The organism is Streptomyces sp. NK08204, assembly GCF_020400585.1.
Taxonomy (GTDB): domain Bacteria; phylum Actinomycetota; class Actinomycetes; order Streptomycetales; family Streptomycetaceae; genus Streptomyces.
This window is the reverse complement of the sequence record NZ_JAINVF010000009.1, coordinates 189,922-212,886: the sequence shown is the minus strand read 5'-3', so window position 1 is coordinate 212,886 and position 22,965 is coordinate 189,922. Positions and strand designations below refer to the sequence as shown.

20 protein-coding genes and 2 tRNA genes are annotated in these 22,965 nt (G+C 70.3%); 13 read left to right on the top strand and 9 right to left on the bottom strand.

The window, feature by feature from the left end; genetic code table 11:
* The first annotated feature begins 10 nt into the window (after nt 1–10).
* From K7G59_RS17015 to K7G59_RS17000, 4 genes are all read left to right on the top strand, one after another.
* On the top strand, nt 11–2,908 hold the full coding sequence (locus tag K7G59_RS17015; RefSeq protein WP_225835004.1) for a UPF0182 family protein: 2,898 nt from the start codon (nt 11–13) through the stop codon (nt 2,906–2,908).
* Nucleotides 2,909–2,949: 41 nt separating this feature from the next.
* A tRNA-Met gene (locus tag K7G59_RS17010) sits at nt 2,950–3,023 on the top strand.
* Between the two features lie 206 nt (nt 3,024–3,229).
* Complete coding sequence (locus K7G59_RS17005; RefSeq protein WP_225835002.1) at nt 3,230–5,080, top strand: tetratricopeptide repeat protein; 1,851 nt, start codon at nt 3,230–3,232, stop codon at nt 5,078–5,080.
* Nucleotides 5,081–5,171: 91 nt separating this feature from the next.
* A tRNA-Met gene (locus tag K7G59_RS17000) sits at nt 5,172–5,245 on the top strand.
* Between the two features lie 148 nt (nt 5,246–5,393).
* Here the strand turns inward: K7G59_RS17000 and K7G59_RS16995 are convergent.
* The 3 genes from K7G59_RS16995 to hisN all read right to left on the bottom strand — a co-directional run bounded on the left by K7G59_RS16995 (nt 5,394) and on the right by hisN (nt 7,207).
* The gene (locus K7G59_RS16995; RefSeq protein WP_225835000.1) at nt 5,394–5,810 is read right to left on the bottom strand and encodes a Fur family transcriptional regulator; all 417 of its coding nucleotides are present in this window, start codon (nt 5,808–5,810) and stop codon (nt 5,394–5,396) included.
* A gap of 81 nt (nt 5,811–5,891) precedes the next feature.
* On the bottom strand, nt 5,892–6,275 hold the full coding sequence (locus K7G59_RS16990; protein ID WP_225834998.1) for a cyclic nucleotide-binding/CBS domain-containing protein: 384 nt from the start codon (nt 6,273–6,275) through the stop codon (nt 5,892–5,894).
* Nucleotides 6,276–6,406: 131 nt separating this feature from the next.
* Nucleotides 6,407–7,207 (bottom strand): histidinol-phosphatase, encoded by an 801-nt coding sequence (gene hisN / locus K7G59_RS16985; RefSeq protein WP_225834996.1) that lies wholly within the window; start codon nt 7,205–7,207, stop codon nt 6,407–6,409.
* 173 nt (nt 7,208–7,380) lie between these two features.
* Between hisN and K7G59_RS16980 the strand changes: the two genes are divergently transcribed.
* On the top strand, nt 7,381–7,989 hold the full coding sequence (locus K7G59_RS16980; RefSeq protein WP_225834985.1) for a TetR/AcrR family transcriptional regulator: 609 nt from the start codon (nt 7,381–7,383) through the stop codon (nt 7,987–7,989).
* 266 nt (nt 7,990–8,255) lie between these two features.
* On the opposite strand, the gene K7G59_RS16975 is transcribed toward K7G59_RS16980, so the two are convergent.
* From K7G59_RS16975 to K7G59_RS16960, 4 genes are all read right to left on the bottom strand, one after another.
* Nucleotides 8,256–8,579 carry a multidrug efflux SMR transporter gene (locus tag K7G59_RS16975; RefSeq protein ID WP_225834983.1) on the bottom strand — a complete coding sequence of 108 codons (324 nt, stop codon included), beginning with the start codon at nt 8,577–8,579 and terminating at the stop codon, nt 8,256–8,258.
* An 84-nt stretch (nt 8,580–8,663) separates the two neighbouring features.
* A complete protein-coding gene (gene rsgA, locus K7G59_RS16970) occupies nt 8,664–9,674 on the bottom strand; it encodes a ribosome small subunit-dependent GTPase A (RefSeq protein ID WP_225834981.1) in 1,011 nt (336 codons plus the stop codon).
* A gap of 17 nt (nt 9,675–9,691) precedes the next feature.
* Complete coding sequence (aroA, locus tag K7G59_RS16965; protein WP_225834979.1) at nt 9,692–11,032, bottom strand: 3-phosphoshikimate 1-carboxyvinyltransferase; 1,341 nt, start codon at nt 11,030–11,032, stop codon at nt 9,692–9,694.
* 28 nt (nt 11,033–11,060) lie between these two features.
* Nucleotides 11,061–11,783: a M50 family metallopeptidase gene (locus K7G59_RS16960; protein ID WP_225834976.1), complete on the bottom strand. Its 723-nt coding sequence runs from the start codon at nt 11,781–11,783 to the stop codon at nt 11,061–11,063.
* Nucleotides 11,784–11,833: 50 nt separating this feature from the next.
* Here K7G59_RS16960 and K7G59_RS16955 point away from each other — a divergent pair, with 50 nt between their 5' ends.
* From K7G59_RS16955 to K7G59_RS16915, 8 genes are all read left to right on the top strand, one after another.
* The gene (locus tag K7G59_RS16955) at nt 11,834–12,649 is read left to right on the top strand and encodes an SOS response-associated peptidase (RefSeq protein ID WP_225834973.1); all 816 of its coding nucleotides are present in this window, start codon (nt 11,834–11,836) and stop codon (nt 12,647–12,649) included.
* 1 nt (nt 12,650) lies between these two features.
* On the top strand, nt 12,651–13,280 hold the full coding sequence (locus K7G59_RS16950) for an alpha/beta family hydrolase (RefSeq protein ID WP_225834971.1): 630 nt from the start codon (nt 12,651–12,653) through the stop codon (nt 13,278–13,280).
* A 303-nt stretch (nt 13,281–13,583) separates the two neighbouring features.
* Entirely contained in the window at nt 13,584–14,291 is a 708-nt protein-coding gene (locus tag K7G59_RS16945) for a sigma-70 family RNA polymerase sigma factor (RefSeq protein ID WP_225834969.1), read from the top strand.
* On the top strand, nt 14,288–14,590 hold the full coding sequence (gene rsrA, locus K7G59_RS16940; RefSeq protein WP_225834967.1) for a mycothiol system anti-sigma-R factor: 303 nt from the start codon (nt 14,288–14,290) through the stop codon (nt 14,588–14,590). The genes K7G59_RS16945 and rsrA overlap by 4 nt, the downstream gene beginning before the upstream one ends.
* Before the next feature lie 482 nt (nt 14,591–15,072).
* Entirely contained in the window at nt 15,073–16,053 is a 981-nt protein-coding gene (locus K7G59_RS16930; RefSeq protein ID WP_225835124.1) for a tetratricopeptide repeat protein, read from the top strand.
* 94 nt (nt 16,054–16,147) lie between these two features.
* Complete coding sequence (def, locus tag K7G59_RS16925) at nt 16,148–16,798, top strand: peptide deformylase (protein ID WP_225834965.1); 651 nt, start codon at nt 16,148–16,150, stop codon at nt 16,796–16,798.
* A gap of 239 nt (nt 16,799–17,037) precedes the next feature.
* Nucleotides 17,038–18,123, top strand: coding sequence for an epi-isozizaene synthase (gene cyc1 / locus K7G59_RS16920; RefSeq protein ID WP_225834963.1), 1,086 nt, complete (start codon nt 17,038–17,040; stop codon nt 18,121–18,123).
* Nucleotides 18,120–19,490, top strand: a complete 1,371-nt coding sequence (locus tag K7G59_RS16915; protein ID WP_225834961.1) for a cytochrome P450 — start codon at nt 18,120–18,122, stop codon at nt 19,488–19,490. The genes cyc1 and K7G59_RS16915 overlap by 4 nt, the downstream gene beginning before the upstream one ends.
* A gap of 89 nt (nt 19,491–19,579) precedes the next feature.
* Here K7G59_RS16915 and K7G59_RS16910 read toward each other — a convergent pair whose 3' ends face one another.
* Both K7G59_RS16910 and K7G59_RS16905 read right to left on the bottom strand, forming a co-directional pair.
* A complete protein-coding gene (locus tag K7G59_RS16910; RefSeq protein WP_225834959.1) occupies nt 19,580–20,602 on the bottom strand; it encodes a ribonucleotide-diphosphate reductase subunit beta in 1,023 nt (340 codons plus the stop codon).
* Nucleotides 20,602–22,965 (bottom strand): ribonucleoside-diphosphate reductase subunit alpha, encoded by a 2,364-nt coding sequence (locus tag K7G59_RS16905; RefSeq protein ID WP_225834958.1) that lies wholly within the window; start codon nt 22,963–22,965, stop codon nt 20,602–20,604. Before K7G59_RS16905 ends, K7G59_RS16910 begins: the two co-directional genes overlap by 1 nt.

Genomic DNA, 22,965 nt, shown 5'->3' with positions numbered 1-22,965 from the left:
TGACTTCGAGGTGCGCACCTTGGCTTTCCAGATGCCGGACCGCGGCGGAGGCCCGACGGGGCCGCGGATCAGAGCGGGCAGCCCGTCCCGGCGTGTCCGGACGCTCCTGACGACCCTGGGCGTTCTCGCCGTCCTCGGTATGGCCTTCACCATGTTCGCGGGCTTCTGGACGGACTGGCTGTGGTACCGGTCGGTGCACTACTCGTCCGTGTTCACCATCACCCTGCGGACCAAGATCGGCCTCTTCTTCGTCTTCGGCCTGCTGATGGCCTTCGTGGTCGGGCTGAACATCTGGCTCGCGCACCGGCTGAGGCCCCCGCTGAGCGCCATGTCCATGGAGCAGCAGAGCCTGGACCGCTACCGGATGGGCATCGCGCCGTACAAGAAGTGGCTGCTGCTGTCCGTCTCCGCGCTCGTCGGCCTGATCGCCGGTGCCTCCGCCGCCGGTCAGTGGCGGACGTGGCTGATGTGGGTCAACGGCGTGCCCTTCCACGAGAAGGACCCCCAGTTCCACCTGGACGTGTCCTTCTACGCCTTCGACCTGCCCTGGTACCGCTTCCTGCTGGGCTTCGGCTTCGCCGCCGCGATCCTGTGCCTGATCGCCGCCGCGCTCACCCACTACCTGTACGGCGGGCTGCGCGTGACCAGCCCGGGTGCGCGCGCCTCCGCCGCCGCCACCGGGCACCTGTCGGTGCTCCTCGGCGTCTTCGTCGCGCTGAAGGCGGTCGCCTACTGGCTCGACCGGTACGGCCTCGCGGTCAAGTCCAGCGACTTCAAGGCGACCGGCAACTGGACCGGCCTGCGCTACGTCGACGCCAACGCCTATCTGCCGGCCAAGACGATCCTGTTCTGCATCGCCGTCATCTGCGCGCTGCTGTTCTTCGCCACCCTGTGGCGGCGCACGTGGCAGCTGCCGGTCATCGGCTTCGGGCTGATGGTGCTCTCGGCGATCCTGATCGGCGGCCTGTACCCGGCCATCGTGCAGAAGTTCCAGGTCCAGCCCAACGAACAGGCCAAGGAAGCCCCGTACGTCCAGAAGAACCTCAAGGCGACGCGCGAGGCGTACGGCATCGACGACGCCAAGGTCACCGAGTATGCGGGCAAGTCCATGACCTCGGACAAGGAGAAGCTGCGCGCCGACGTGGGCGACGCGGCCGGCATCCGGATCATGGACCCGAACATCGTGTCGCCGACGTTCCAGCAGCTCCAGCAGATGCGGAACTACTACGGGTTCCCGACCAACCTCGACGTCGACCGGTACTCCACCGGGAACGGCAAGGACCAGGACACCGTCATCGGTCTGCGTGAGCTGAACCTGTCGGGGGTCCCGAAGAACAACTGGATCAACGACCACTTCCGCTACACGCACGGCTACGGCGTGGTCGCCGCCAAGGGCACCGCGGCCGACGCCAACGGCGAGCCCGTCTTCACCGAGTCCGACCTGCCGTCCAAGGGCGACCTGGGGACGTACCAGCAGCGGATCTACTACGGCGAGAAGACCAACACGTACTCCATCGTCGGCGGCCCGCAGAAGGAGATCGACTACTCCGACGACAAGGGCGAGAAGACCACCAGCTACCAGGCCAAGAGCGGGGTGAGCCTCGACAACCCGCTCAACCGGGCCGCGTACGCGGTGGCCTTCAACGAGCCGCAGATCCTGTACTCCGGTGCGATCGGCAAGGGCTCGCGGATCCTGTACAACCGCACGCCCAAGGAGCGCGTCGAGGCGGTCGCGCCCTGGCTGACCATCGACGGCGACGCCTACCCGGCGGTCGTGAACCACCGCATCCAGTGGATCGTCGACGCCTACACGACCTCCAACGGCTACCCGTACTCCTCCCGCACGACCCTCGGTGACACGACGGCCGACTCGCTGACCGCGACCAACAACAACCGCGCGGTGGTGGCCCAGCAGAACCAGGTCAACTACATCCGCAACTCGGTGAAGGCGACCGTCGACGCGTACACCGGTGACGTCAAGCTCTACCAGTGGGACACCGAGGACCCCGTGCTGAAGACCTGGATGAAGGCCTTCCCCGGCACGGTCAAGCCGCGCAGCGCCATCTCCCCGGACCTGCTGGCCCATCTGCGCTACCCGCAGGACCTGTTCAAGGTGCAGCGCGAACTGCTCACCCGCTACCACGTGGCGGACGCGCAGACGTTTCTCACCGGCAGCGAGGTCTGGCAGGTGCCGGACGACCCGACCAACCGCTCGGGCAACGCCGTGCCGCCGTACTACCTGAGCCTGAAGATGCCGGACCAGACCAAGCAGGCGTTCTCGCTGTCGACGACGTTCACGCCCAACGGGCGGTACAACCTGAGCGCGTTCATGACCGTCGACGCCGAAGCCGGCAGCAGCGACTACGGCAAGATCAGAATCCTGAAGCTGCCGACGAGCACGACGGTCGACGGACCCAAACAGGTCCAGAGCAAGTTCAACTCCGAGCAGGACATCGCCGCCGCCATCAAACTGCTCAAGGGCGGCGACTCGGAGGTGGAGTACGGCAACCTGCTGACCGTGCCGCTGGACGGCGGACTGCTCTATGTGGAGCCGGTCTACGTACGCGGCGGCGGACTGAAGTACCCGTTGCTGCGCAAGGTGCTGGTCACCTACGGCGGGAAGACCGCGTTCGAGAACACGCTCGGCGAGGCCCTCGACAAGGTCTTCGGAGCGAAGGGTTCCACCACCCCACCACCGGACACCGGCACCACCAGACCTCCCGCGTCCGGCAACCCCACGGTCCAGCAGGCCCTGAACGACGCCCAGAAGGCCTTCGACGCCGGGCAGGAGGCCCTGCAGAAGCCAGGGGGACCGGACTGGAGCGCGTACGCCAAGGCGCAGAAGGACCTGAAGGACGCGCTCAAGCGGGCCCAGGACGCCGAGTCCAAGCCCAAGAAGAGCAGTTGATCAAGCTCCCTCCGCGCCGTGGTACGGTTGTCACGCAACGGCGCGGGGTGGAGCAGCTCGGTAGCTCGCTGGGCTCATAACCCAGAGGTCGCAGGTTCAAATCCTGTCCCCGCTACTGAAGTCGAAGGCCCGGATCCTTACAGGGATCCGGGCCTTCGTGGTGTGCGAACTCATGTCCGGAGGGGAGGGACGGCCGCGCCGCCGTGGGGAGTTGGTGCAAATGTGTTTGACTTGTCTCTCTGTGGGCATGTCGACAAAACGCTGAAGTGACCTCACGGGCTGCGGTATACCGGGTGTACCCAGGTTGCAGGTGGTGCGACGATGGACGTTATGGGGGACAAGGCAACTCTGTTCAGGACAGGGCGATTTGTGCAGACTTCCGGTGGGGAAGCATTGCACGGGGACGGGGACGACCGGGACGACCGGGACCGCGGGGGCGACCGGGACGACATGGGGGAGGACGCCGAGGAGGTGCGTCTTCGGCTCGCCGCCGAGACCGGCGACGCCGAGGCCATGAGCATCCTCGGAGCCATGCTGCTGCGCCGCGGCGACCTCGACGCAGCCGAACCTCAGCTGCGCGCCGCCACCGCGGCCGGTGACCGGGCCGCCGCCAACAACCTGGGAGTCCTGCTGCACCAGCGCGGATACGCCGACGAGGCGGCCGGCTGGTGGCGCATCGCCGCCGTCGCCGGTTCCGCCGCCGCCGCGCACGCGCTCGGCCGCCACCACCGCGAGCGCGGGGACGAGCCCGCCGCCGAGTACTGGCTGCGCCAGTCCGCCGAACAGGGCCACGCCCTCGGCGCGTACGCGCTCGCCGACCTGCTGGAACACCGCGGCGACGCCCGTGCCGAGCAGTGGATGCGGGCCGCCGCCGAGCGCGGGCACCGCGAGGCCGCCTACCGGCTGGCCCGCGCGCTCGACCACCGGGCCGCCGCACGCGAGGAGGCGAGCGGGACCGGCAGCGCCGGCGACGAGGCCGAGCAGTGGTACCGGCAGGCCGCCGCGCGCGGTCACCGGCGGGCCGCGCTGCACCTGGGCGCGATCCTCGAGAAGCGCGGCGACCTGAAGGAGGCCGGGCGCTGGTACCTGACCTCCGCGAAGGACGGCGAGGCGCGGGCCGCCTGCGCGCTCGGCTTCCTGCTGCGCGACGCCGGGGACACCGAGAGCGCCGCCGTGTGGTGGCTGCGGGCCGCCCAGGACGGCGACGGCAACGCCGCCAACGCGCTCGGCGCGCTGCACGCCGAACGCGGCGAGACACAGACGGCCGAGCGCTGGTACCGGGCGGCGATGGACGCCGGGGACGACAACGGGGCGTACAACCTGGGGCTGCTCTGCGCCGAGCAGGGCCGTATCGCGCAGGCCGAGCAGTGGTACCGGCGGGCTGCCTACGCCGGGCACCGGGAGGCCGCGAACGCGCTCGCCATCCTGCTGCTGCAGGGCAGCGACACCACCGGGGCGGAGCCGTGGTTCTCCAAGGCGGCCGAGGCCGGCAGCGTCGACGCCGCGTTCAACCTCGGCATCCTCTACGCCGGGCGGGGCGAGGACGTCATGGCGCTGCGCTGGTACGAGCGGGCCGCCGCCGCCGGGCACACCGAGGCCGCGCTCCAGGTCGGCATCGCCCGGCTGCGCGAGGGGGACGAGCCGGAGGCCGAGCGGCATCTGCGGTGCGCGGCAGGTGGCGGCAGCGCCGAGGCCGCGTACCGGCTGGCGACCCTGCTCGACGCGCGCCGGCCGCCGGAGCCCGCGCACGAGCTGGGCGAGACGGTGCATGAGAAGACCGAGTGCGAGGAGTGGTACGAGCGCGCGGCCTCCCAGGGGCACCGGCGGGCGCAGGTACGGGTGGGCATGCTCGCGGCGGCCCGCGGTGACGTGGTGGAGGCCGCACGGTGGTACCGGACGGCTGCCGAGGCCGGGTCCCGCAACGGCGCCTTCAACCTGGGGCTGCTGCTGGCCCGCGAGGGCAGCGAGCCGGAGGCCGCGGTGTGGTGGACACGGGCCGCCGACGCCGGCCACGGCCGTGCGGCGCTTCGGCTGGCCCTGGTCTACGCCCGCCGTGGTGAGCTGGCGGAGGGGCAGAGGTGGGCCGACCGGGCGGTGGAGCTGGGGCCCGCCGAGGTCGCCGAGCGGGCGGGGCGGCTGCGGGACGCGCTGCGCCAGGAGCTTTCGGCGTGACGCGTGGCCGGCCGGGGACGTGACCCCGGCCACTCGGCCCCTGTTGAATTTGCTTCGACGGGCTTGTCTCCCGTAGTGTCGTATTCACCGACGCGGGGTGGAGCAGCTCGGTAGCTCGCTGGGCTCATAACCCAGAGGTCGCAGGTTCAAATCCTGTCCCCGCTACTGAAGGCTCAGGGCCGGAATCCATGACATGGGTTCCGGCCCTGAGCGTATTCGGGAGTGTATTCGGGGGCGACGCCTGGGCGTTCAGCAGCGAAAGGGCTCGGGGCATGAAAAAAGGGGGCTTGCGCCCCCTTCGCTCATGCGCCGGTCACGATCCCGTGCAGCTCGGGCACAGCCCCCGGTACGTCACTTCCACGTCCGACACCGTGAAGCCGTAGCGCTCGGTGTCGGGGAGGTCGGCGAGCGGATTGCCCGTCGGGTGGACGTCCCGGATCGCGCCGCAGCTCGCGCAGACCAGGTGCTGGTGCGGCCGGTGCGCGTTCGGGTCGTACCGCTTGGCGCGCCTGTCCGTGGTGACCTCGAGGACCTCGCCGAGGGAGACCAGCTCCCCCAGCGTGTTGTAGACGGTCGCCCGGGAGATCTCGGGCAGCTTCGCCACGGCCCTCGCATGGACCTCGTCGGCCGTCAGGTGAACGTGCTCGCCGTCGAGAACCTCGGCCACGACGCGCCGCTGTGCGGTCATCCGCCATCCGCGTCCGCGCAGCCGTTCCAGAAGGTCACTCATGGCCATCAGCCTAACAGCAAGGGAGCCAGGTCCTGAACGAGGTGTGACTTTGGATCCATAGCGGATTTAGACAGCATCCAGCTATGCGACGAGGCTGGGGACCCAGCAGCGGATGATGTCGCGGACCGAGACGATGCCCGCAGGTTCGCCCGCGTCGAGGACGACCAAGTGCCGGAAGCCGCCTCGGGTCATGGTGCGGGCGGCCTCCTCCAGCGTCCAGGCCGGGGTGGCGAAGACGACGTCGGTGGTGGTGTGGGCGTGGGTGCGTTCGGTGTCCGGGTCCTGGCCCAGGCCGACGGAATTGAGGATGTCGCGTTCGGTCAGGATGCCGATGCCGCCGGCGTCGGGGTCGAGGACCACGGCGGCGCCGACGCGGCGGGCCGACATCAGGGCTGCTGCCTGGCGGAGGGTGTGGGCGGGGCCGATGGTGAGGATCACGGTGCTCATGGCGTCACGGACGAGCATGGGGTGGGCCACCTCCTAGGGAATCCCTGCAATCGTTCAGAGATTCACAAGTTCACAAGTGGGGGTGGGTCTCAGGGTGCCAGGTAAAGCAGAGGTCAACAAGAGGGCGGACGAAGCTTGTTGAGGGGCGCTCAGCGGCGCTGGTTGAGATACCCCAGCAACTCGTCGTGCAGCAGGCCGTTGGAGGCCACCGCGTTGCCGCTGTGCGGGCCGGGGCGGCCGTCGAGGCCGGTGAAGGTGCCGCCCGCCTCCGTCACGATGATCGCGTTGGCGGCCATGTCCCACAGGGACAGCTCCGGCTCGCCGCAGATGTCCACGGAACCCTCGGCGACCATCATGTAGGGCCAGAAGTCGCCGTAGGCACGCGTGCGCCACACCGCGCGGGTCAGGTCGAGGAAGCCGTTCAGGCGGCCCTGCTCCTCCCAGCCGGTGAGGGAGGAGTACGCGAAGGAGGCGTCCGCGAGCTTGCCGACGCGGGAGACGCGGATGCGGGTCGCGGAGGACAGGCTGCGGCCGGTGAACGCGCCGTGGCCCTTCGCGGCCCACCAGCGGCGGCCGAGCGCCGGTGCGGAGACGACACCCACCACCGGCTGGTACCCGCCCTCGCCCGCCTCCATGAGGGAGATCAGGGTGGCCCAGACGGGCACCCCGCGGACGTAGTTCTTGGTGCCGTCGATCGGGTCCACCACCCAGCGCCGGGGGCCGGTGCCCTCGATGCCGTACTCCTCGCCCAGGATCGCGTCCCGGGGGCGGGCGCGCTGCAGCTGGGCGCGGATCAGTTCTTCCGCCGCCTTGTCCGCTTCGCTCACCGGGGTCATGTCCGGCTTGGTCTCCACCTTCAGGTCGAGTGCCTTGAAGCGGTCCATGGTGGCGGCGTCGGCGGCGTCCGCGAGGACGTGGGCCAGGCGCAGGTCGTCGAGGTAGTCCGGCATGTGACGAACGGTATATGCCGGGCCCGGCACGGGCCACAGCGGCCCCGGGCGCCCGGGGGAGGGGCGGGGGCGGGCCGGGGCACACCGCGCGCCCCCGCATACCACCGCGAACCCTTGACAGTGCATGCATGCGCGTCAAATCTGGGCGCAATACCGCTTGCCCCAGGGAGGCGATGATGCCTGCTGCCCGGCAATCCCTGCTGGACGCCGCGTACACGGCGCTCGCGCGCCGGCCGTGGTCCGCTGTGCGGATGGTGGACGTGGCCGCGGCGGCCGGGGTGTCCCGGCAGACCCTGTACAACGAGTTCGGCGGCAAGGACGGGCTGGCCCGCGCCCTGGTGCGACGCGAGGCCGACGGCTATCTCGCCGGCGTCGAACGGGCGCTCGCCGGATCCGCCGATCCCCTTGAGCGGCTCACCGCCACCGTCGAGTGGACGGCCGCCGCCGCCCGGGACAGCGCGCTGGTACGGGCCATGCTCACCGGCTGCTGGAACGAGCGCCTGCCCAGGCCGGGGCTCTGCACCGGACCGTCCTGCGTCGCAGTGCCGGCGCAGCGCCGGGCGGAGGGGTCGCTGCCGTCGCCCGAGGACTTCGTGCGGATCGTGCGGGACCGCGCGGTGGCCGTGCTCGCCGGGCCCGGAGCCACGCAGTGCGACGGCGCCGAGCTGGCGCGCTCCTGCGAGCTGGTCGCCCGCCTCGCACTGTCCTGCGTGGCCGCGCCGCCGGACGAGGGCGGCGCCGAGGACCTGGTGCGCGGCGTCCTTTCACGCCGCTCGGCTTGATCGGCTCACGCCGCTCGGGCTGGTCGGCTGACGCCGCTTGGCCTGGTCGGCTCACGCCGCTCGGGCTGGTCGGCTCACGCCGCTCGGGCTGGTCGGCTCACGCCGCTCGGGCTGGTCGGCTCACGCCGCTCGGGCTGGTCGGCCGGCCCGGCCTGATCGACCGGACGGCCACCGGGGCCACCTCCTCGCCGCGGCTCCGGCACCGACCCGTGTACGCCGCCACAAGCCGCCCGCACCCGCCGTGCGCCCCGCCGCCAGGAGCCCCACTAGTGCGTGGAGCCCGACAGCTGAAGCCCGATCACCCCCACGATGACGAGGCTGATCGAGACGATCTTCAGCGTGGACGCCAGGTCGCCGAGGAAGACCATGCCGTAGATGGCGGTGCCCGCCGCGCCGATCCCCGTCCACACCGCGTAGGCAGGTCCGACGTCGAGTTTTCTCAGCGAGAGGGTGAGCAGGCCGAAGCTGCCCAGGGCGAAGCAGGAGAAGGCGATCGTCGGCCACAGCCGGGTGAACCCGTGGGAGAGCTTCAGGCACACGGCGAAACCGGTCTCCAGCAGCCCGGCCACGACGACCAGTAGCCACGCCATGCGCTGTCCTCCCGTTGATCCGGATCTCCGGCTCGGTGCGATTATGCACGTGAGGACCCGCACCCGGGCGAACAACGCGGTGACTCAGTCGCCCTCCCGGCGCTCCCGAGTCGCCAGCAGCCTGCGCAGCGAGTACAGCCGGGCCGGGTCGGCGTGGCCCTCCTCGACCCACGCGTCCAGTGCGCAGTCCGGCTCGTCGTGACTGCACGCGCGCGGGCAGCCCTCCGTGCCCGGCTCCAGGTCCGGGAAGGCGTGGATGACCCGCGACGGGTCGATGTGCGCGAGACCGAAGGAGCGCACGCCAGGGGTGTCGACGACCCAGCCCTCCCCGTCGGCCAGAGGCAGGGCGAGCGCCGAGGTGGTGGTGTGCCGGCCGCGGCCGGTCACCGCGTTCACGAGGCCCGTCGTACGCCGCCGCTCCTTCGGTACGAGCGCGTTGACCAGGGTCGTCTTGCCCACGCCCGAGTGGCCCACGAAGGCGGTGACCCTGCCGTCCAGGTGCTCGCGCACCCGGTCCGCCGCGTCGCCGTTCTCCAGTTCGTCACGGCTGGTGACCACGTAGGGGATGTCGAGCGCGCCGTACAGCTCCAGCATCTTCTCCGGCGGGGCCAGGTCCGACTTGGTCATCACCAGCAGCGGCTCCAGACCGCCGTCGAAGGCTGCGACCAGACAGCGGTCGATCAGCCGGGGACGCGGCTCGGGGTCGGCGAGCGCGGTGACGATCGCCAGCTGGTCGGCGTTGGCGACGACCACCCGCTCGTAGGGATCGTCGTCGTCGGCCGTGCGGCGCAGCACCGAGCCGCGCTCCTCGATGCGGACGATCCGCGCCAGCGTGTCCTTCTGGCCGGACAGGTCACCGACCAGGGCCACCCGGTCGCCCACCACGGCCGCCTTGCGGCCCAGCTCGCGGGCCTTCATCGCCATGACCGTGCGGTCCTCGACCAGGCAGGTCAGCCGGCCCCGGTCGACGGTGAGGACCATTCCCTCGGCCGCGTCCTCGTGCTTGGGCCGGATGTTCGTCCGCGGCCGGTTGCCCTTGCGGTTGGGACGAGTGCGGATGTCGTCCTCGTCTGTGTGCTTGCCGTAGCGGCGCATGGTTCCGGTCCCGCCCGTCAGTTCCCGAGCATCCCGGCCCACAGCTCGGGGAAGTCCGGCAGTGTCTTCGCGGTCGTCGCCACGTTCTCGATCTGCACCCCCTCGACCGCCAGGCCGATGATCGCACCGGCGGTCGCCATGCGGTGGTCCTCATAGGTGTGGAAGATCCCGCCGTGCAGCTTGCGCGGGCGGATGTGCAGGCCGTCGGCGGTCTCGGTGACGTCACCGCCCAGTTCGTTGATCTCCTTGGTGAGCGCGGCCAGCCGGTCCGTCTCGTGCAGCCGCAGATGCGCCACGCCCCGCAGGGTGGACGGGGAGTCCGCGAGCGCGGCGACCGCCGCGATGCCCGGGGTCAGCTCGCCGACGTCACCCAGCTCGACGTCGATGCCGTGGATGGCACCCGAACCGGTGAACTCCAGCCCGTACTCGGTGAGTTCGCAGGAACCGCCCATCTCGGTGAAGATCTCCCGCAGCCGGTCACCCGGCTGGGTGGTACGGGCCGGCCAGTCCGGGATCAGCACCTTGCCACCGGTGACCAGGGCCGCCGCCAGGAACGGCTGGGCGTTGGACAGATCCGGCTCGATCGTCAGGTCCCGGCCGAGCAGCGCGCCCGGCGTCACCCGCCACACGTTCGGCTCGCCGCCCGACTCCGGGGTGTCCACCTGGGCGCCGACCGCGCGCAGCATGTCGACGGTCATCCGGATGTGCGGCATGGACGGCAGCGTCGACCCGGTGTGCCGGACCTCGACACCCTGGTTGAAGCGCGGGCCGGACAGCAGCAGCGCGCTCACGAACTGGGACGACGAGGACGCGTCGATCGACACCGGTCCGCCCTCCAGCGCCCCGCTGCCGTGCACGGTCAGCGGCAGCGCGCCCCGGCCGTCGTCGTCGATCCGGGCGCCGAGCGCGCGCAGCGCGTCGATCACGCCGTGCAGCGGACGCTCGTACGAGCGAGGGTCGCCGTCGAAGCGGATGGGGCCGTCGGCGAGCGCGGCCACCGGCGGCAGGAAGCGCATCACGGTGCCGGCGTTGCCGACGTCGACCGTGGCCGGACCCCGCAGCCCCGTGGGCAGCACCCGCCAGGCCTCCCCGGCACCGTCCGGGCCGCCCGCGACGGAGGAGCTGGACGACACCGTCTCCTCGATCTCCACGCCCATGGCGCGCAGCGCACCGACCATCAGCAGGGTGTCACGGGAGCGCAGCGGGCGGCGCAGCCAGCCCGGCTCGGAGGCGAGGGCGGCGAGCACGAGGGCGCGGTTGGTGACCGACTTGGACCCGGGCACGTGGACCGTCGCGTCGACGGCTCCGCTCGCGTGCGGGGCGGGCCAGAGGGCGGGGTGGGCGGTGTTCGGGGCCATAGGGCCACTTTATAAGCAGGGGCCGGTGTCAACCTTCCAGCAGCCAGCGGCCCCCACCGATCAACGAACACAGGGACACCGCGTGGAACAGGAACAGCCACAGCCCCGCCGGTACGTGCGTCAGCCGTGAGAGCTGGTCCGCGTCCGAGTCGCCCGCGCCCTGCCGCGCCCGCTCGGCCTGCAGCTCGAAGGCCGGCCGCACTCCGCCCAGCAGCAGGAACCACACCACCGCGTAGGCGAAGACCGCCTGCACCTGCGGCCCCGTCAGCCACGACACCAGCAGGAACGCGCCCCCGGTCAGCACCACCGTCAGCATCCCGTAGGCGTTCCTGATCATCACCAGCATCACCACCAGCAGCGCGGTCGCCACCCACAGGAGCAGGGTGATGTGCCCGGCGGCCAGCAGCGCGGCCCCGCCCAGGCCCAGCAGCGGGGGAGTGGTGTAGCCCGCGGCGGCCGTCAGGATCATGCCGAGGCCGTAGGGCTTGCCCCGGCTCACGGTCAGGCCGCTGGTGTCGGAGTGCAGGCGTATGCCGGTCAGCGTGCGGCCGGTCAGCAGGGCCACCAGGCCGTGGCCGCCCTCGTGCGCGATGGTGATGGCGTTGCGCGACAGGCGCCACAGACCGTGCGGGACGATCATGGCGAGGGCCGCGCCCAGGGTGGCGAGCACCACCCACCGGTCAGGGTTCGGCTGGGTGCCGGTGAGCCGGTCCCACAGGTCGGGCAGCGCGATGGCGGCGAGGCTGTGCATATGTCCGAGTGGCTCCCTCTGGTCGTCCGCGGTCTGGCAGTGTGGCACGTATGTGCGGACGGTATGCATCCAGTCGTAGGCCCGACGATCTCGCCGGAATCTTCGAGGTCGAGAAGTGGGAGCCCCAGGAGACCCTGGAGCCGGACTACAACGTGGCGCCGACCAAGGAGGTCTACGCCGTCCTGGACCGTCCGTTGAAAGACGCGGAGGATCCGCGTCCGGTTCGCCAGTTGCGCAAGCTGAGGTGGGGCCTGGTCCCGTCCTGGGCCAAGTCGCCCGAGAGCGGCGCGCGGATGATCAACGCGCGCGTCGAGACCGTGCACGAGAAGCCCGCCTACCGCCGCGCCTTCGCCGCCCGCCGCTGCATCCTGCCCGCCGACGGCTACTACGAGTGGGTCACCGGCAAGCAGGAGCGGGAGCTGGAGGCCGAGGGCAAGAAGAAGCGGCCCCGCAAGCAGCCGTACTTCGTGCTGCCCGCGGACGGCTCGGTGTTCGCGATGGCCGGCCTGTACGAGTTCTGGCGCGACCGGACCCTGCCCGACGACCACCCGCAGGCCTGGTGGGTGACCTGCTCGGTGCTCACCACCGAGGCGGAGACGACCCCGCTGGCCGTCGCCCCCGCCGGGGGACCGTACAGCCTCGCCGAGATCCACCCCCGGATGCCGCTCATGCTCACCCCGGACCGCTGGGACGCCTGGCTGGACCCCGCCCGCACCGACCCCGACGACCTGCGCGCACTGCTCGCCCCGCCGCCGCCCGGCCTGATGCGCGCCTACCCGGTCCCCACCGCCGTCAGCAACGTCCGCAACAACGGCCCGGAGCTGCTCAAGGAGCTGGCGGCACCGGAAGAGGGCACACTCTTCTGACGTGACTACGCAGACGGTCGGTACGGAGGCCGGGGACGCCCGCATCACCTGGCACAGAGCGAGGAAGGCCCGGCTGGTGCTCGCCCTCGGCCATGGCGCCGGCGGCGGCATCGAGGCGCGGGACCTGCGGGCACTCGCGGACACGCTCCCCGCCCACGGCGTCACCGTCGCCCTCGTCGAGCAGCCCTGGCGCGTCGCGGGCAAGAAGGTCGCGCCCGCGCCGAGGACGCTGGACACAGGCTGGCGCGGGATCTGGCCCGAGCTGGCCGAGCCGGGGCTGCCGGTGATCTCCGGCGGCCGCAGCGCGGGCGCCCGGGTCGCCTGCCGGACCGCCACCGAGCTGGGCGCGCACGCCGTGCTCGCGCTCAGCTTCCCGCTGCACCCGCCGGGCAAGCCGGAGAAGTCGCGCGCGGACGAACTGCTCGGCGCCGGGGTGCCCACGCTCGTCGTCCAGGGCGGCAACGACCCCTTCGGGAAACCGGCGGAGTTCCCCGAGGGCGACTTCGAGCTGGTCGATGTGCCCTGCGGCGATCACGGTTTCGCCGTGCCCAGGCGCGCGGGGATCACCCAGGAGGAGGCACTGGAGACGATCACCGAGGGCGTCGTCACGTGGGTCACGTCACTGGGCTGAACGCCTGGGAATGCCCTGCGCGGGAGCGCTGTTGTGGCGGACAAGAAGTGCTGAGGCCTCAGCACCGATGCCGTGGGTGTCGTAGGTGCCCTGGGCGTCACAGGCGTCGTGGGTGTCTTAGGAGAGGAAGTCCGCCGCATGGGTTCGACCATCTGCCCGAGCCGCAGCAGCCGTACTGACCTGGACTGGACGGTGCTGCACGCGGCCAAGACCGCTCCTATTCGAGCGGCGGCAGGCACGGGTCGTGTTCTATCCTCCGAAACGAATGGGACCGGTTTCGGTCCCGCCCGGGATCTTGAGGAGGTGGGTCAGGTCACTGGGACCGACGCAGGGACCGACAACGGCCAGGCGGAGCTGCCCGAGGGTCAGGGCACGAGCGCCGAGACGGACGCGGGGACGAACTCCGAGTCGGCCGGTGAGCGCAGTGCGCGCTTCGAACGGGACGCGCTCGAATTCCTCGACCAGATGTACTCGGCCGCGCTGCGCATGACGCGCAACCCGGCCGACGCCGAGGACCTGGTGCAGGAGACCTACGCCAAGGCGTACGCGTCCTTCCACCAGTTCCGCGAGGGCACCAACCTCAAGGCGTGGCTGTACCGGATCCTCACCAACACCTTCATCAACTCGTACCGCAAGAAGCAGCGTGAGCCCCAGCGCAGCGCCGCCGAGGAGATCGAGGACTGGCAGCTGGCCCGCGCCGAGTCGCACATGTCGACCGGTCTGCGCTCCGCCGAGTCGCAGGCGCTGGACCATCTGCCCGACTCGGACGTGAAGGAAGCGCTGCAGGCGATTCCCGAGGAGTTCCGCATCGCCGTGTATCTCGCGGACGTGGAGGGCTTTGCGTACAAGGAGATCGCGGACATCATGGGGACACCCATCGGTACGGTGATGTCCCGGCTGCACCGGGGCCGACGTCAGCTGCGCGGAATGCTGGAGGACTACGCCCGTGAGCGTGGGCTGGTCCCGGCGGGCGCCGGAGAGTCGAACGAAGCGAAAGGCTCGGGCTCATGAGCTGCGGAGAGCCGCACGAGACTGACTGCAGTGAGGTCCTCGACCATCTCTACGAGTTCCTTGACCACGAGATGCCGGACTCCGACTGCACCAAGTTCGAGCACCACTTCGAGGAATGCTCGCCGTGCCTGGAGAAGTACGGCCTGGAGCAGGCCGTGAAGAAGCTGGTCAAGCGGTGCTGCGGGCATGACGACGTGCCCTCCGACCTGCGTGCCAAGGTCATGGGGCGGATCGACCTGATCCGCTCCGGGCAGGCCGTCCCCGATCACGACGTGACCGCGACGCCGCAGGAGAACTGAGCCGCCACGGCTCGTGGGTCGTTGCGTCACCCGAACGCGCTGAACCTCGGCTCATAGGCCCCTGTGTGGCCTGCGTCGCCCTGCCGGCCGTGCTCTGCGCACTGCCCGTGCCTGCCCCTGCCGGAAACCCGAGCACGTCGAACGGCGCCGCTTCGGCGGCATTTCTCCCCCGTACCGCTCGCCGGCGCGTCGCTGGCGGTCCCGTCCGCCGCCGCGGTTGAGAAACGGCCCGGGACCGCGGACCCGACGGAGTGTTGCGCGCGCTGGAGGAACTGCGGCCCGGGACGGCGGAGGAGTACGCGCCGGAGGCCGTGGAGGCGCTCGCCCAGGTTCTCGCCCGGGACCGTCTGACCCTGGCCGCGGCTGGGTAACCCATGGGTAATGAGCGACTCTCCCGCCGTACATGGTTGGATGCGAGGGAGAGGGTGTCCGGGGGCACAAGCCAGCCCACTGTGCGGATCTGGAACTGGCAGGCGGGAATCGTGAGGATCTTCGGCAAGGGACGGCACCGGCCCTCCGCCTCCTGGCGGCAGGCCACGGACCGCGCGTTCACGCTCATCGGCGACGGCCGGTACGAGGACGCGGGCGAACTGCTGACACGCGCTGCCGACCTGGAACCCTGGCTGGCGGAGTCCTGGTTCAACCTGGCCCTGCTGCACAAGTTCCGGCACGACTGGGAGCAGGCCCGCGCCGCCGGACTGCGCGCGGTGGCCCTGCTGGAGCGTGAGTCCGGAGCGCCCGACTGGTGGAACGTCGGCATCGCGGCCACCGCCCTGCAGGACTGGCCGCTGGCCCGCCGCGCCTGGCAGGCGTACGGGCTGAAGGTGCCGGGCGGGGCCACCGCGGCCGGGGAGCCGCTCGGCATGGAGCTGGGCAGCGCTGCCGTACGGCTGTCCCCCGAGGGCGAGGCCGAAGTCGTGTGGGGCCGCAGACTGGATCCGGCACGGATCGAGGTGCTCTCGATTCCACTGCCCTCCTCCGGTCGGCGCTGGGGCGAGGTCGTGCTGCACGACGGCGTCCCGCACGGCGAGCGCACCACGTCCGCCGGGCACGCCTACCCCGTCTTCGACGAGATCGAGCTGTGGGCGCCCTCGCCGGTGCCGACCTGGGTGGTCCTGCTGGAGGCGGCCACCGAGGCCGACCGGGACGCCCTGGAGCAGCTGGCGGCCGACGCCGGGTTCGCGGCGGAGGACTGGTCCTCCTCGGTGCGGCTGCTGTGCCGGATGTGCTCGGAGTCGCGGATGCCGGCCGACGAGGGCGACGGCGTGCATCTCGATCCCCACGACCACAGCGAGCCGGGCCACCCGGGACCGCTCGGCCACCGCACCGACGGACAGCTGTGGCTGCCGGAGCGCGAGTGCGGGGTGGCCGCGCCGGCCTCGCTGGTGCGTGGACTGCTGGACGGCTGGGTCGCGGACAGTCCCGACTCCCGGGACTGGAGGGACTTGGAAGAGGTCTGCTGAGGGATCGCCGTACCCTGTATCAGCAACTTCTACCCACTGTTTCGACTTCACCCCTGTTTTCACCCCTGTTTTCCGAGGAAGGCGTACGTCGGTCATGGCGCAGCAGGACACCGATCAGCAGCACGCGGGCGTGCTCCCCGTGGACGACGAGGGCTACGTCGTCGACACGGAGGACTGCGAGGAGCGCGAGCAGGCCTGGCGCGAACGCGGCACCTCGCGGCCGATCACGGTCGTCGGCAACCCGGTCCTGCACAAGGAGTGCAAGGACGTCACCGAGTTCGGCGCCGAGCTGGAGCAGCTGGTCGCCGACATGTTCGCCAGCCAGCGCACCGCCGAGGGCGTGGGCCTGGCCGCCAACCAGATCGGTGTCGACCTGAAGGTCTTCGTCTACGACTGCCAGGACGACGAGGGCAGGCGGCACGTCGGCGTGGTCTGCAACCCCAAGCTGGTCGACCTGCCCGCCGACAAGCGCCGCCTGGACGACAGCAACGAGGGCTGCCTGTCCGTACCCACGGCCTACGCGCCGCTCGCGCGCCCCGACTACGCCGAGGTCACCGGCCAGGACGAGAAGGGCAACCCGATCAAGGTCCGTGGTACCGGCTACTTCGCACGGTGTCTGCAGCACGAGACCGACCATCTGTACGGCTACCTGTACATCGACCGCCTGTCCAAGCGGGACCGCAAGGACGCGCTGCGGCAGATGGCCGAGAACGAGCCGCGCTACCCCGTGGTCGCCAACGACTAGACGGAACAGGGATGTTGGGGCGCCCGGCCGGGATCTCTCCCCGGCCGGGCGCCTTCGTGCAGTGATCCTCCATCAGTCACGCAAGGGCGCATTCCCGGCACCTTGAGCAGTGAGTGAAGCAAATCCGTTCCCCCGGACGTCGATTGTGGTGCTGAATGGGAAGTGCGGGGATGCGCAACGGCGCACGCCCGGCACAGCGCGAGGAGCGTACGTCTCCTGACGGCTGAGAGGGGTTGGTCGTGCAAGCTTTCCCACACAGCACCACAGCGGGGCCGAAGGCGGTCGTAGTCCCGCCCTCACTGGCACTCCCGGTGATCGAGTCGTCCTTTCTGCGGCAACTGCATCCGTATTGGCCGCAACTGCAGGACAAGACCCGGCTGTGGCTGCTGGAAAAGCGGTTCATGCCCGCGGACAAGGTGCACGAACACGCCGATCGTCTGTGCTACACCGACCTCATGGCGGGCTGCTACACCGGCGCCCCCGACGAGGTCCTGCAGGCCATAGCCGACTACAGCGCATGGTTCTTCGTCTGGGACGACCGCCACGACCGTGACATCGTGCACGGCCGGGCCGGTGACTGGCGGCGGCTGCGGCATCGCCTGCACGCCGCCCTCGACGCGCCCCGGCACCACCTGCACCACCCGGACCCGCTGGTGGCGGGCTTCGCCGACAGTGTGCTGCGGCTGTTCTCGTTCCTTTCGCCCGCCTGGAACCAGCGGTTCGCACGGCACTTCCACGCGGTCATCGAGGCCTACGACCGTGAGTTCCACAACCGCACCGCGGGACGCATACCCGGGGTCGAGGAGTACCTCGCGCTCAGGCGCCTCACCTTCGCACACCGGATATGGACGGACCTGCTCGAACCGAGCGCCGGAACCGAACTGCCCGACGCCGTGAGGAAAAACCCCGCGTATCGGCGGGCAGCGCTGCTCAGCCAGGAATTCGCCGCCTGGTACAACGATCTGTGCTCGCTGCCGAAGGAAATCGCGGGCGACGAGGTCCATAATCTCGGAATCAGTCTCATCACCCATGAGAAATTGACCCTCGTAGAAGCTGTCGACGAAATGCGGCGACGCATCGAGCAATGTATCGAAGAATTCCTCGGAGCTGAGCAGGAAGCCCTTCGATTCGCCGACACACTTGCCGACGGGACCCCGAACGGCAAAGAGCTGAGCGCCGCCGTACGCGCCTGTGTCGGCAATATGCGGAACTGGTTCAGCTCCGTCTACTGGTTCCACCACGAGTCCGGCCGGTACATGGTCGACAGCTGGGACGACCGGTCCACGCCTCCGTACGTCACCGACGGAACGGCACGTGAGTCATGACCGCCGAGTCCGTGGGACCCCTGGCCCACGAGTCCTGCAAGCTGCGGGAGCCGCCGCTCGCCGGGGGTGCCGTGCCGGTCCTCGGCCATGGCCTGAAACTCGTGCGCGGCCCGCTCGCCTTCATGTCCCGACTACGCGACCACGGCGACGTCGTCCGCCTGAAGCTGGGCCCCAGGACGGTGTACGCGGTCAACACGCCGGCGCTCACCGGAGCCCTGGCCCTCAGCCCCGACTTCAAGATCGACGGCCCGCTGTGGGAGTCCCTCGAAGGGCTGCTCGGCAAGGAGGGAGTCGCCACCGCCAACGGCCGCCGGCACCGCCGCCTGCGACGCACCATCCAGCCCGCGTTCCGCCTGGACGCGATCCCCGGGTACGCGCCGATCATGGAGGAGGAGGCGCACGCGCTGACCGAGCGCTGGCAGCCCGGCCGGACCGTCGACTGCACCTCGGAGTCCTTCCGGGTCGCCGTCCGCATCGCCGCCCGCTGTCTGCTGCGCGGCGAGTACATGGACGAGCGCGCGGAACGGCTGAGCATCGACCTCGCGACCGTCTTCCGTGGCATGTACCGCCGCATGGTGATCCCGCTCGGACCGCTGTACCGGCTACCGTTTCCGGCCAACCGTGAATTCAACCGGGCGCTGGCCGATATGCATCTCCTGGTGGATGAGATCGTCGCCGAGCGGAGGGCATCTGGTCAAAGGCCGGACGATTTGCTTTCCGCCTTGCTGGAGGCGAGGGACGACAAGGGCGACCCCATCGGAGAACAGGAGATCCACGACCAGGTCGTCGCGATACTCACCCCCGGCAGTGAAACAGTCGCCTCCACGATCATGTGGTTGCTCCAGGTCCTCGCGGAACATCCGGAACACGCCGAGAAGGTACGCACGGAGGTGGAATCCGTAACGGGAGGCCGACCGGTCGGATTCGAGCATGTCCGTCGGCTCGCGTACACCAACAATGTCGTCACGGAGTCCATGCGGCTGCGGCCCGCCGTATGGATTCTGACACGGCGCGCGATGACCGACACCGTGCTCGGCGGCTATCGCATTCCGGCCGGGGCGGACATCGTCTACAGCCCGTACGCCATCCAGCGCGACGGCCGCTCCTACGCCCGCAACCTCGACTTCGACCCCGACCGATGGCTGCCGGAGCGGTCCAGGGAGGTGCCCAAGTACGCCATGAGCCCCTTCGGCGTGGGCAACCGCAAGTGCCCCAGCGACCACTTCTCCACCAGCCAGCTCACCCTGATCACGGCGGCGGTCTCGTCGAAGTACCGCTTCGAGCAGGTCAGCGGGTCGGACGACACGACCCGGGTGGGCATCACCCTGCGCCCGCACAGGCTGCTGCTGACGCCCGTGCCCTGGTAGCGGGCACCGGCACCTGGTACCGGCGTGCGCTCGGCGGCCCAGGGCCCCGAACGCGCGCCGGTAGGTGAGGTGCCGGACCGGGCGACGGCTCAGAAGTCCTCGTCCAGGTCCACGGTTCCCTCCACCGCCACCTGGTACGCCGACGGGCGGCGCTCGAAGAAGTTGGTCAGCTCCTGGACGCCCTGCAGCTCCATGAAGGAGAAGGGGTTCTCCGAGCCGTACACCGGGGCGAAGCCGAGGCGGGTGAGGCGCTGGTCGGCGACGCACTCCAGGTACTGGCGCATCGACTCGGTGTTCATGCCGGGCAGGCCGTCACCGCACAGGTCGCGCGCGAACTGCAGCTCGGCCTCGACGGCTTCCCGCAGCATGTCGGTGACCTGCTCCTGGAGCCGGTCGTCGAAGAGGTCCGGCTCCTCCTTGCGGACGGTGTCGACCACTTCGAAGGCGAACGACATGTGCATCGTCTCGTCCCGGAACACCCAGTTGGTGCCCGTGGCCAGGCCGTGCAGCAGCCCCCGGCTGCGGAACCAGTAGACGTACGCGAAGGCGCCGTAGAAGAACAGGCCCTCGATGCACGCGGCGAAGCAGATGAGGTTCAGCAGGAAACGGCGGCGGTCGGCCTTCGTCTCCAGGCGCTCCAGCTTCTCGACCGAGTCCATCCACTTGAAGCAGAACTGCGCCTTCTCACGGATCGAGGGGATGCTCTCGATCGCCGCGAAGGCCGCCGCCCGCTCGTCCGGGTCGGGAAGGTAGGTGTCCAGCAGCGTCAGGTAGAACTGGACGTGCACGGCCTCCTCGAACAGCTGGCGGCTCAGGTAGAGCCTCGCCTCGGGGGAGTTGATGTGCTTGTACAGCGTCAGCACCAGGTTGTTCGCCACGATCGAGTCGCCCGTGGCGAAGAAGGCGACCAGACGGCCTATCAGGTGCTGCTCGCCCGGCGTCAGCTTGGCCAGGTCGGCGACGTCCGAGTGGAGGTCGACCTCCTCGACGGTCCAGGTGTTCTTGATGGCGTCCCGGTAGCGCTCGTAGAAGTCGGGGTAGCGCATGGGGCGCAGGGTCAGCTCGAAACCCGGGTCGAGGAGATTGGTGTTACGGGGGGAACTGGCGGTCATTACTGGCAGGCCTCGCAGGACTCGGGGTTCTCAAGGGAGCAGGCGACGGCGTCGGGGTCGGCGACCTGCTGCACGGGGACGGTGGTCTTGGTCTGCGCCTGGGCCGCGCGGGCGATCCGGGTCGCCGGGCGCGAGCGCAGGTAGTACGTCGTCTTCAGGCCCGACTTCCAGGCGTACGCGTACATCGAGGAGAGCTTGCCGATCGTCGGCGTCTCCATGAACAGGTTCAGCGACTGCGCCTGGTCCAGGAACGGGGTGCGGGCCGCCGCCATGTCGATCAGACCGCGCTGCGGGATCTCCCACGCCGTGCGGTACAGCCGGCGCACCTCCTCCGGGATCCACGCGAAGTCCTGCACCGAGCCGTTCGCGTCGCGCAGCGCCTCACGGGTGCGCGCGTCCCACACGCCCAGCTCCTTCAGGTCCCGCACCAGGTAGGAGTTGACCTGGAGGAACTCACCGGACAGTGTCTCGCGCTTGAACAGGTTGGACACCTGCGGCTCGATGCACTCGTACACGCCCGCGATGGAGGCGATGGTGGCCGTCGGGGCGATCGCGAGGAGCAGCGAGTTGCGCATGCCGACCGAGGCGATCCGCTGCCGCAGCGCCGCCCATCGCTCCGGCCAGGTCAGCTCGACGTCGTAGTGGTCGGGGTGCAGGACACCCTGGGCGGTACGGGTCTTCTCCCAGGCCGGCAGCGGGCCGTGGCGCTCGGCGAGGTCGGCGGAGGCCTCGTACGCGGCGAGCATGATGCGCTCGGCGACACGGGTGGACAGCGCCTTGGCCTCCGGCGAGTCGAAGGGCAGCCGCAGCTTGAAGAAGACGTCCTGCAGACCCATCGCGCCGAGGCCGACGGGACGCCACTTCGCGTTCGAGCGGCCCGCCTGCTCGGTCGGGTAGAAGTTGATGTCCACGACCCGGTCGAGGAAGGTGACGGCGGTGCGGACGGTCTCGTCCAGCCGCTCCCAGTCGATGTCGCCGTCACGGACGAAGGCACCGAGGTTGACCGACCCCAGGTTGCAGACCGCCGTCTCCCCGTCGTCCGTGACCTCCAGGATCTCGGTGCAGAGGTTGGAGGAGTGCACGACATGGCCCGGCAGGGCCGTCTGGTTGGCGGTGCGGTTGGCGGCGTCCTTGAAGGTCATCCAGCCGTTGCCGGTCTGCGCGAGGGTGCGCATCATGCGGCCGTACAGGTCGCGGGCCGAGATGGTCTTCCTCGCCAGGCCCGCCTCCTCCGCCTTGCGGTAGGCGGCGTCGAACTCCTCGCCCCACAGGTCGACCAGCTCGGGCACGTCGGCCGGGGAGAACAGCGACCACTGTTCGTCGGCGTTCACGCGGCGCATGAACTCGTCCGGGATCCAGTGCGCGAGGTTCAGGTTGTGGGTCCGCCGGGCGTCCTCACCGGTGTTGTCCCGCAGCTCCAGGAACTCCTCGATGTCGGAGTGCCAGGTCTCCAGGTAGACGGCCGCGGCCCCCTTGCGCCGGCCGCCCTGGTTGACCGCGGCCACCGAGGCGTCCAGGGTCTTCAGGAACGGGACGATGCCGTTGGAGTGCCCGTTGGTGCCGCGGATCAGCGAACCGCGGCTGCGGATCCGGGAGTACGACAGCCCGATGCCGCCCGCGTGCTTCGAGAGCCGGGCCACCTGGTGGTAGCGGTCGTAGATGGAGTCCAGCTCGTCCAGCGGGGAGTCGAGCAGGTAGCAGGACGACATCTGCGGGTGCCGTGTGCCGGAGTTGAAGAGCGTGGGGGAGGAGGGCAGGTAGTCGAGGCGGCTCATGAGCCCGTAGAGCGCGGCGACTTCGTCCACGGAGCGGACGGTGTCGTCCTCGGCCAGGCCGCTCGCCACCCGCAGCATGAAGTGCTGGGGCGTCTCGATGACCTTGCGGGTGATCGGGTGGCGCAGCAGGTAGCGGCTGTGCAGCGTGCGCAGGCCGAAGTAGCCGAAGCGGTCGTCGGCGTGCACGTCGATCAGCGCGTCGAGCCGCGCGGCGTGCAGCCGCACGAACTCGGCAGTGCGGTCGGCGACGAGGCCCTCCCGGTGCCCGACGGCGACGGACTCGGTGAACGTCGTCACGCCCTGCGAGGCGGCCTCGGCGCGGATGGAGATCGTCAGCAGCCGGGCGGCCAGCCGGGAGTAGGCGGGGTCCTCGGAGATGAGCCCGGCGGCGGCGTCCGTGGCCAGCTCGCGCAGTTCCGCTTCGTCAGCCATCGCGGACCGGCCGCGCAGCGCGGCGGCGGCGACCCGGCCGGGGTCGGCGTCGGGCAGGTCGGCGGTCAGCTCGGTCAGGGTCCGCAGCAGCGCGGTACCGGGACCGTCGGTCTCCAGGTCGCTGACTGAAGCCGGATCGGCTGGCGCGATGGTCAC

Coding starts and splice junctions, on each gene's coding strand:
- rsrA (WP_225834967.1), top strand. CDS start 14,288: ATGAGCTGCGGAGAGCCGCACGAGACTGACTGCAGTGAGGTCCTCGAC.
- K7G59_RS16995 (WP_225835000.1), bottom strand. CDS start 5,810: ATGAGTGACCTTCTGGAACGGCTGCGCGGACGCGGATGGCGGATGACC.
- K7G59_RS16975 (WP_225834983.1), bottom strand. CDS start 8,579: ATGGCGTGGCTACTGGTCGTCGTGGCCGGGCTGCTGGAGACCGGTTTC.
- K7G59_RS16980 (WP_225834985.1), top strand. CDS start 7,381: ATGATGCCTGCTGCCCGGCAATCCCTGCTGGACGCCGCGTACACGGCG.
- hisN (WP_225834996.1), bottom strand. CDS start 7,207: ATGCCGGACTACCTCGACGACCTGCGCCTGGCCCACGTCCTCGCGGAC.
- K7G59_RS16990 (WP_225834998.1), bottom strand. CDS start 6,275: ATGCTCGTCCGTGACGCCATGAGCACCGTGATCCTCACCATCGGCCCC.
- aroA (WP_225834979.1), bottom strand. CDS start 11,032: ATGGCCCCGAACACCGCCCACCCCGCCCTCTGGCCCGCCCCGCACGCG.
- K7G59_RS16960 (WP_225834976.1), bottom strand. CDS start 11,783: ATGCACAGCCTCGCCGCCATCGCGCTGCCCGACCTGTGGGACCGGCTC.
- K7G59_RS16955 (WP_225834973.1), top strand. CDS start 11,834: ATGTGCGGACGGTATGCATCCAGTCGTAGGCCCGACGATCTCGCCGGA.
- K7G59_RS17005 (WP_225835002.1), top strand. CDS start 3,230: ATGGACGTTATGGGGGACAAGGCAACTCTGTTCAGGACAGGGCGATTT.
- rsgA (WP_225834981.1), bottom strand. CDS start 9,674: ATGCGCCGCTACGGCAAGCACACAGACGAGGACGACATCCGCACTCGT.
- K7G59_RS16910 (WP_225834959.1), bottom strand. CDS start 20,602: ATGACCGCCAGTTCCCCCCGTAACACCAATCTCCTCGACCCGGGTTTC.
- def (WP_225834965.1), top strand. CDS start 16,148: ATGGCGCAGCAGGACACCGATCAGCAGCACGCGGGCGTGCTCCCCGTG.
- K7G59_RS16915 (WP_225834961.1), top strand. CDS start 18,120: ATGACCGCCGAGTCCGTGGGACCCCTGGCCCACGAGTCCTGCAAGCTG.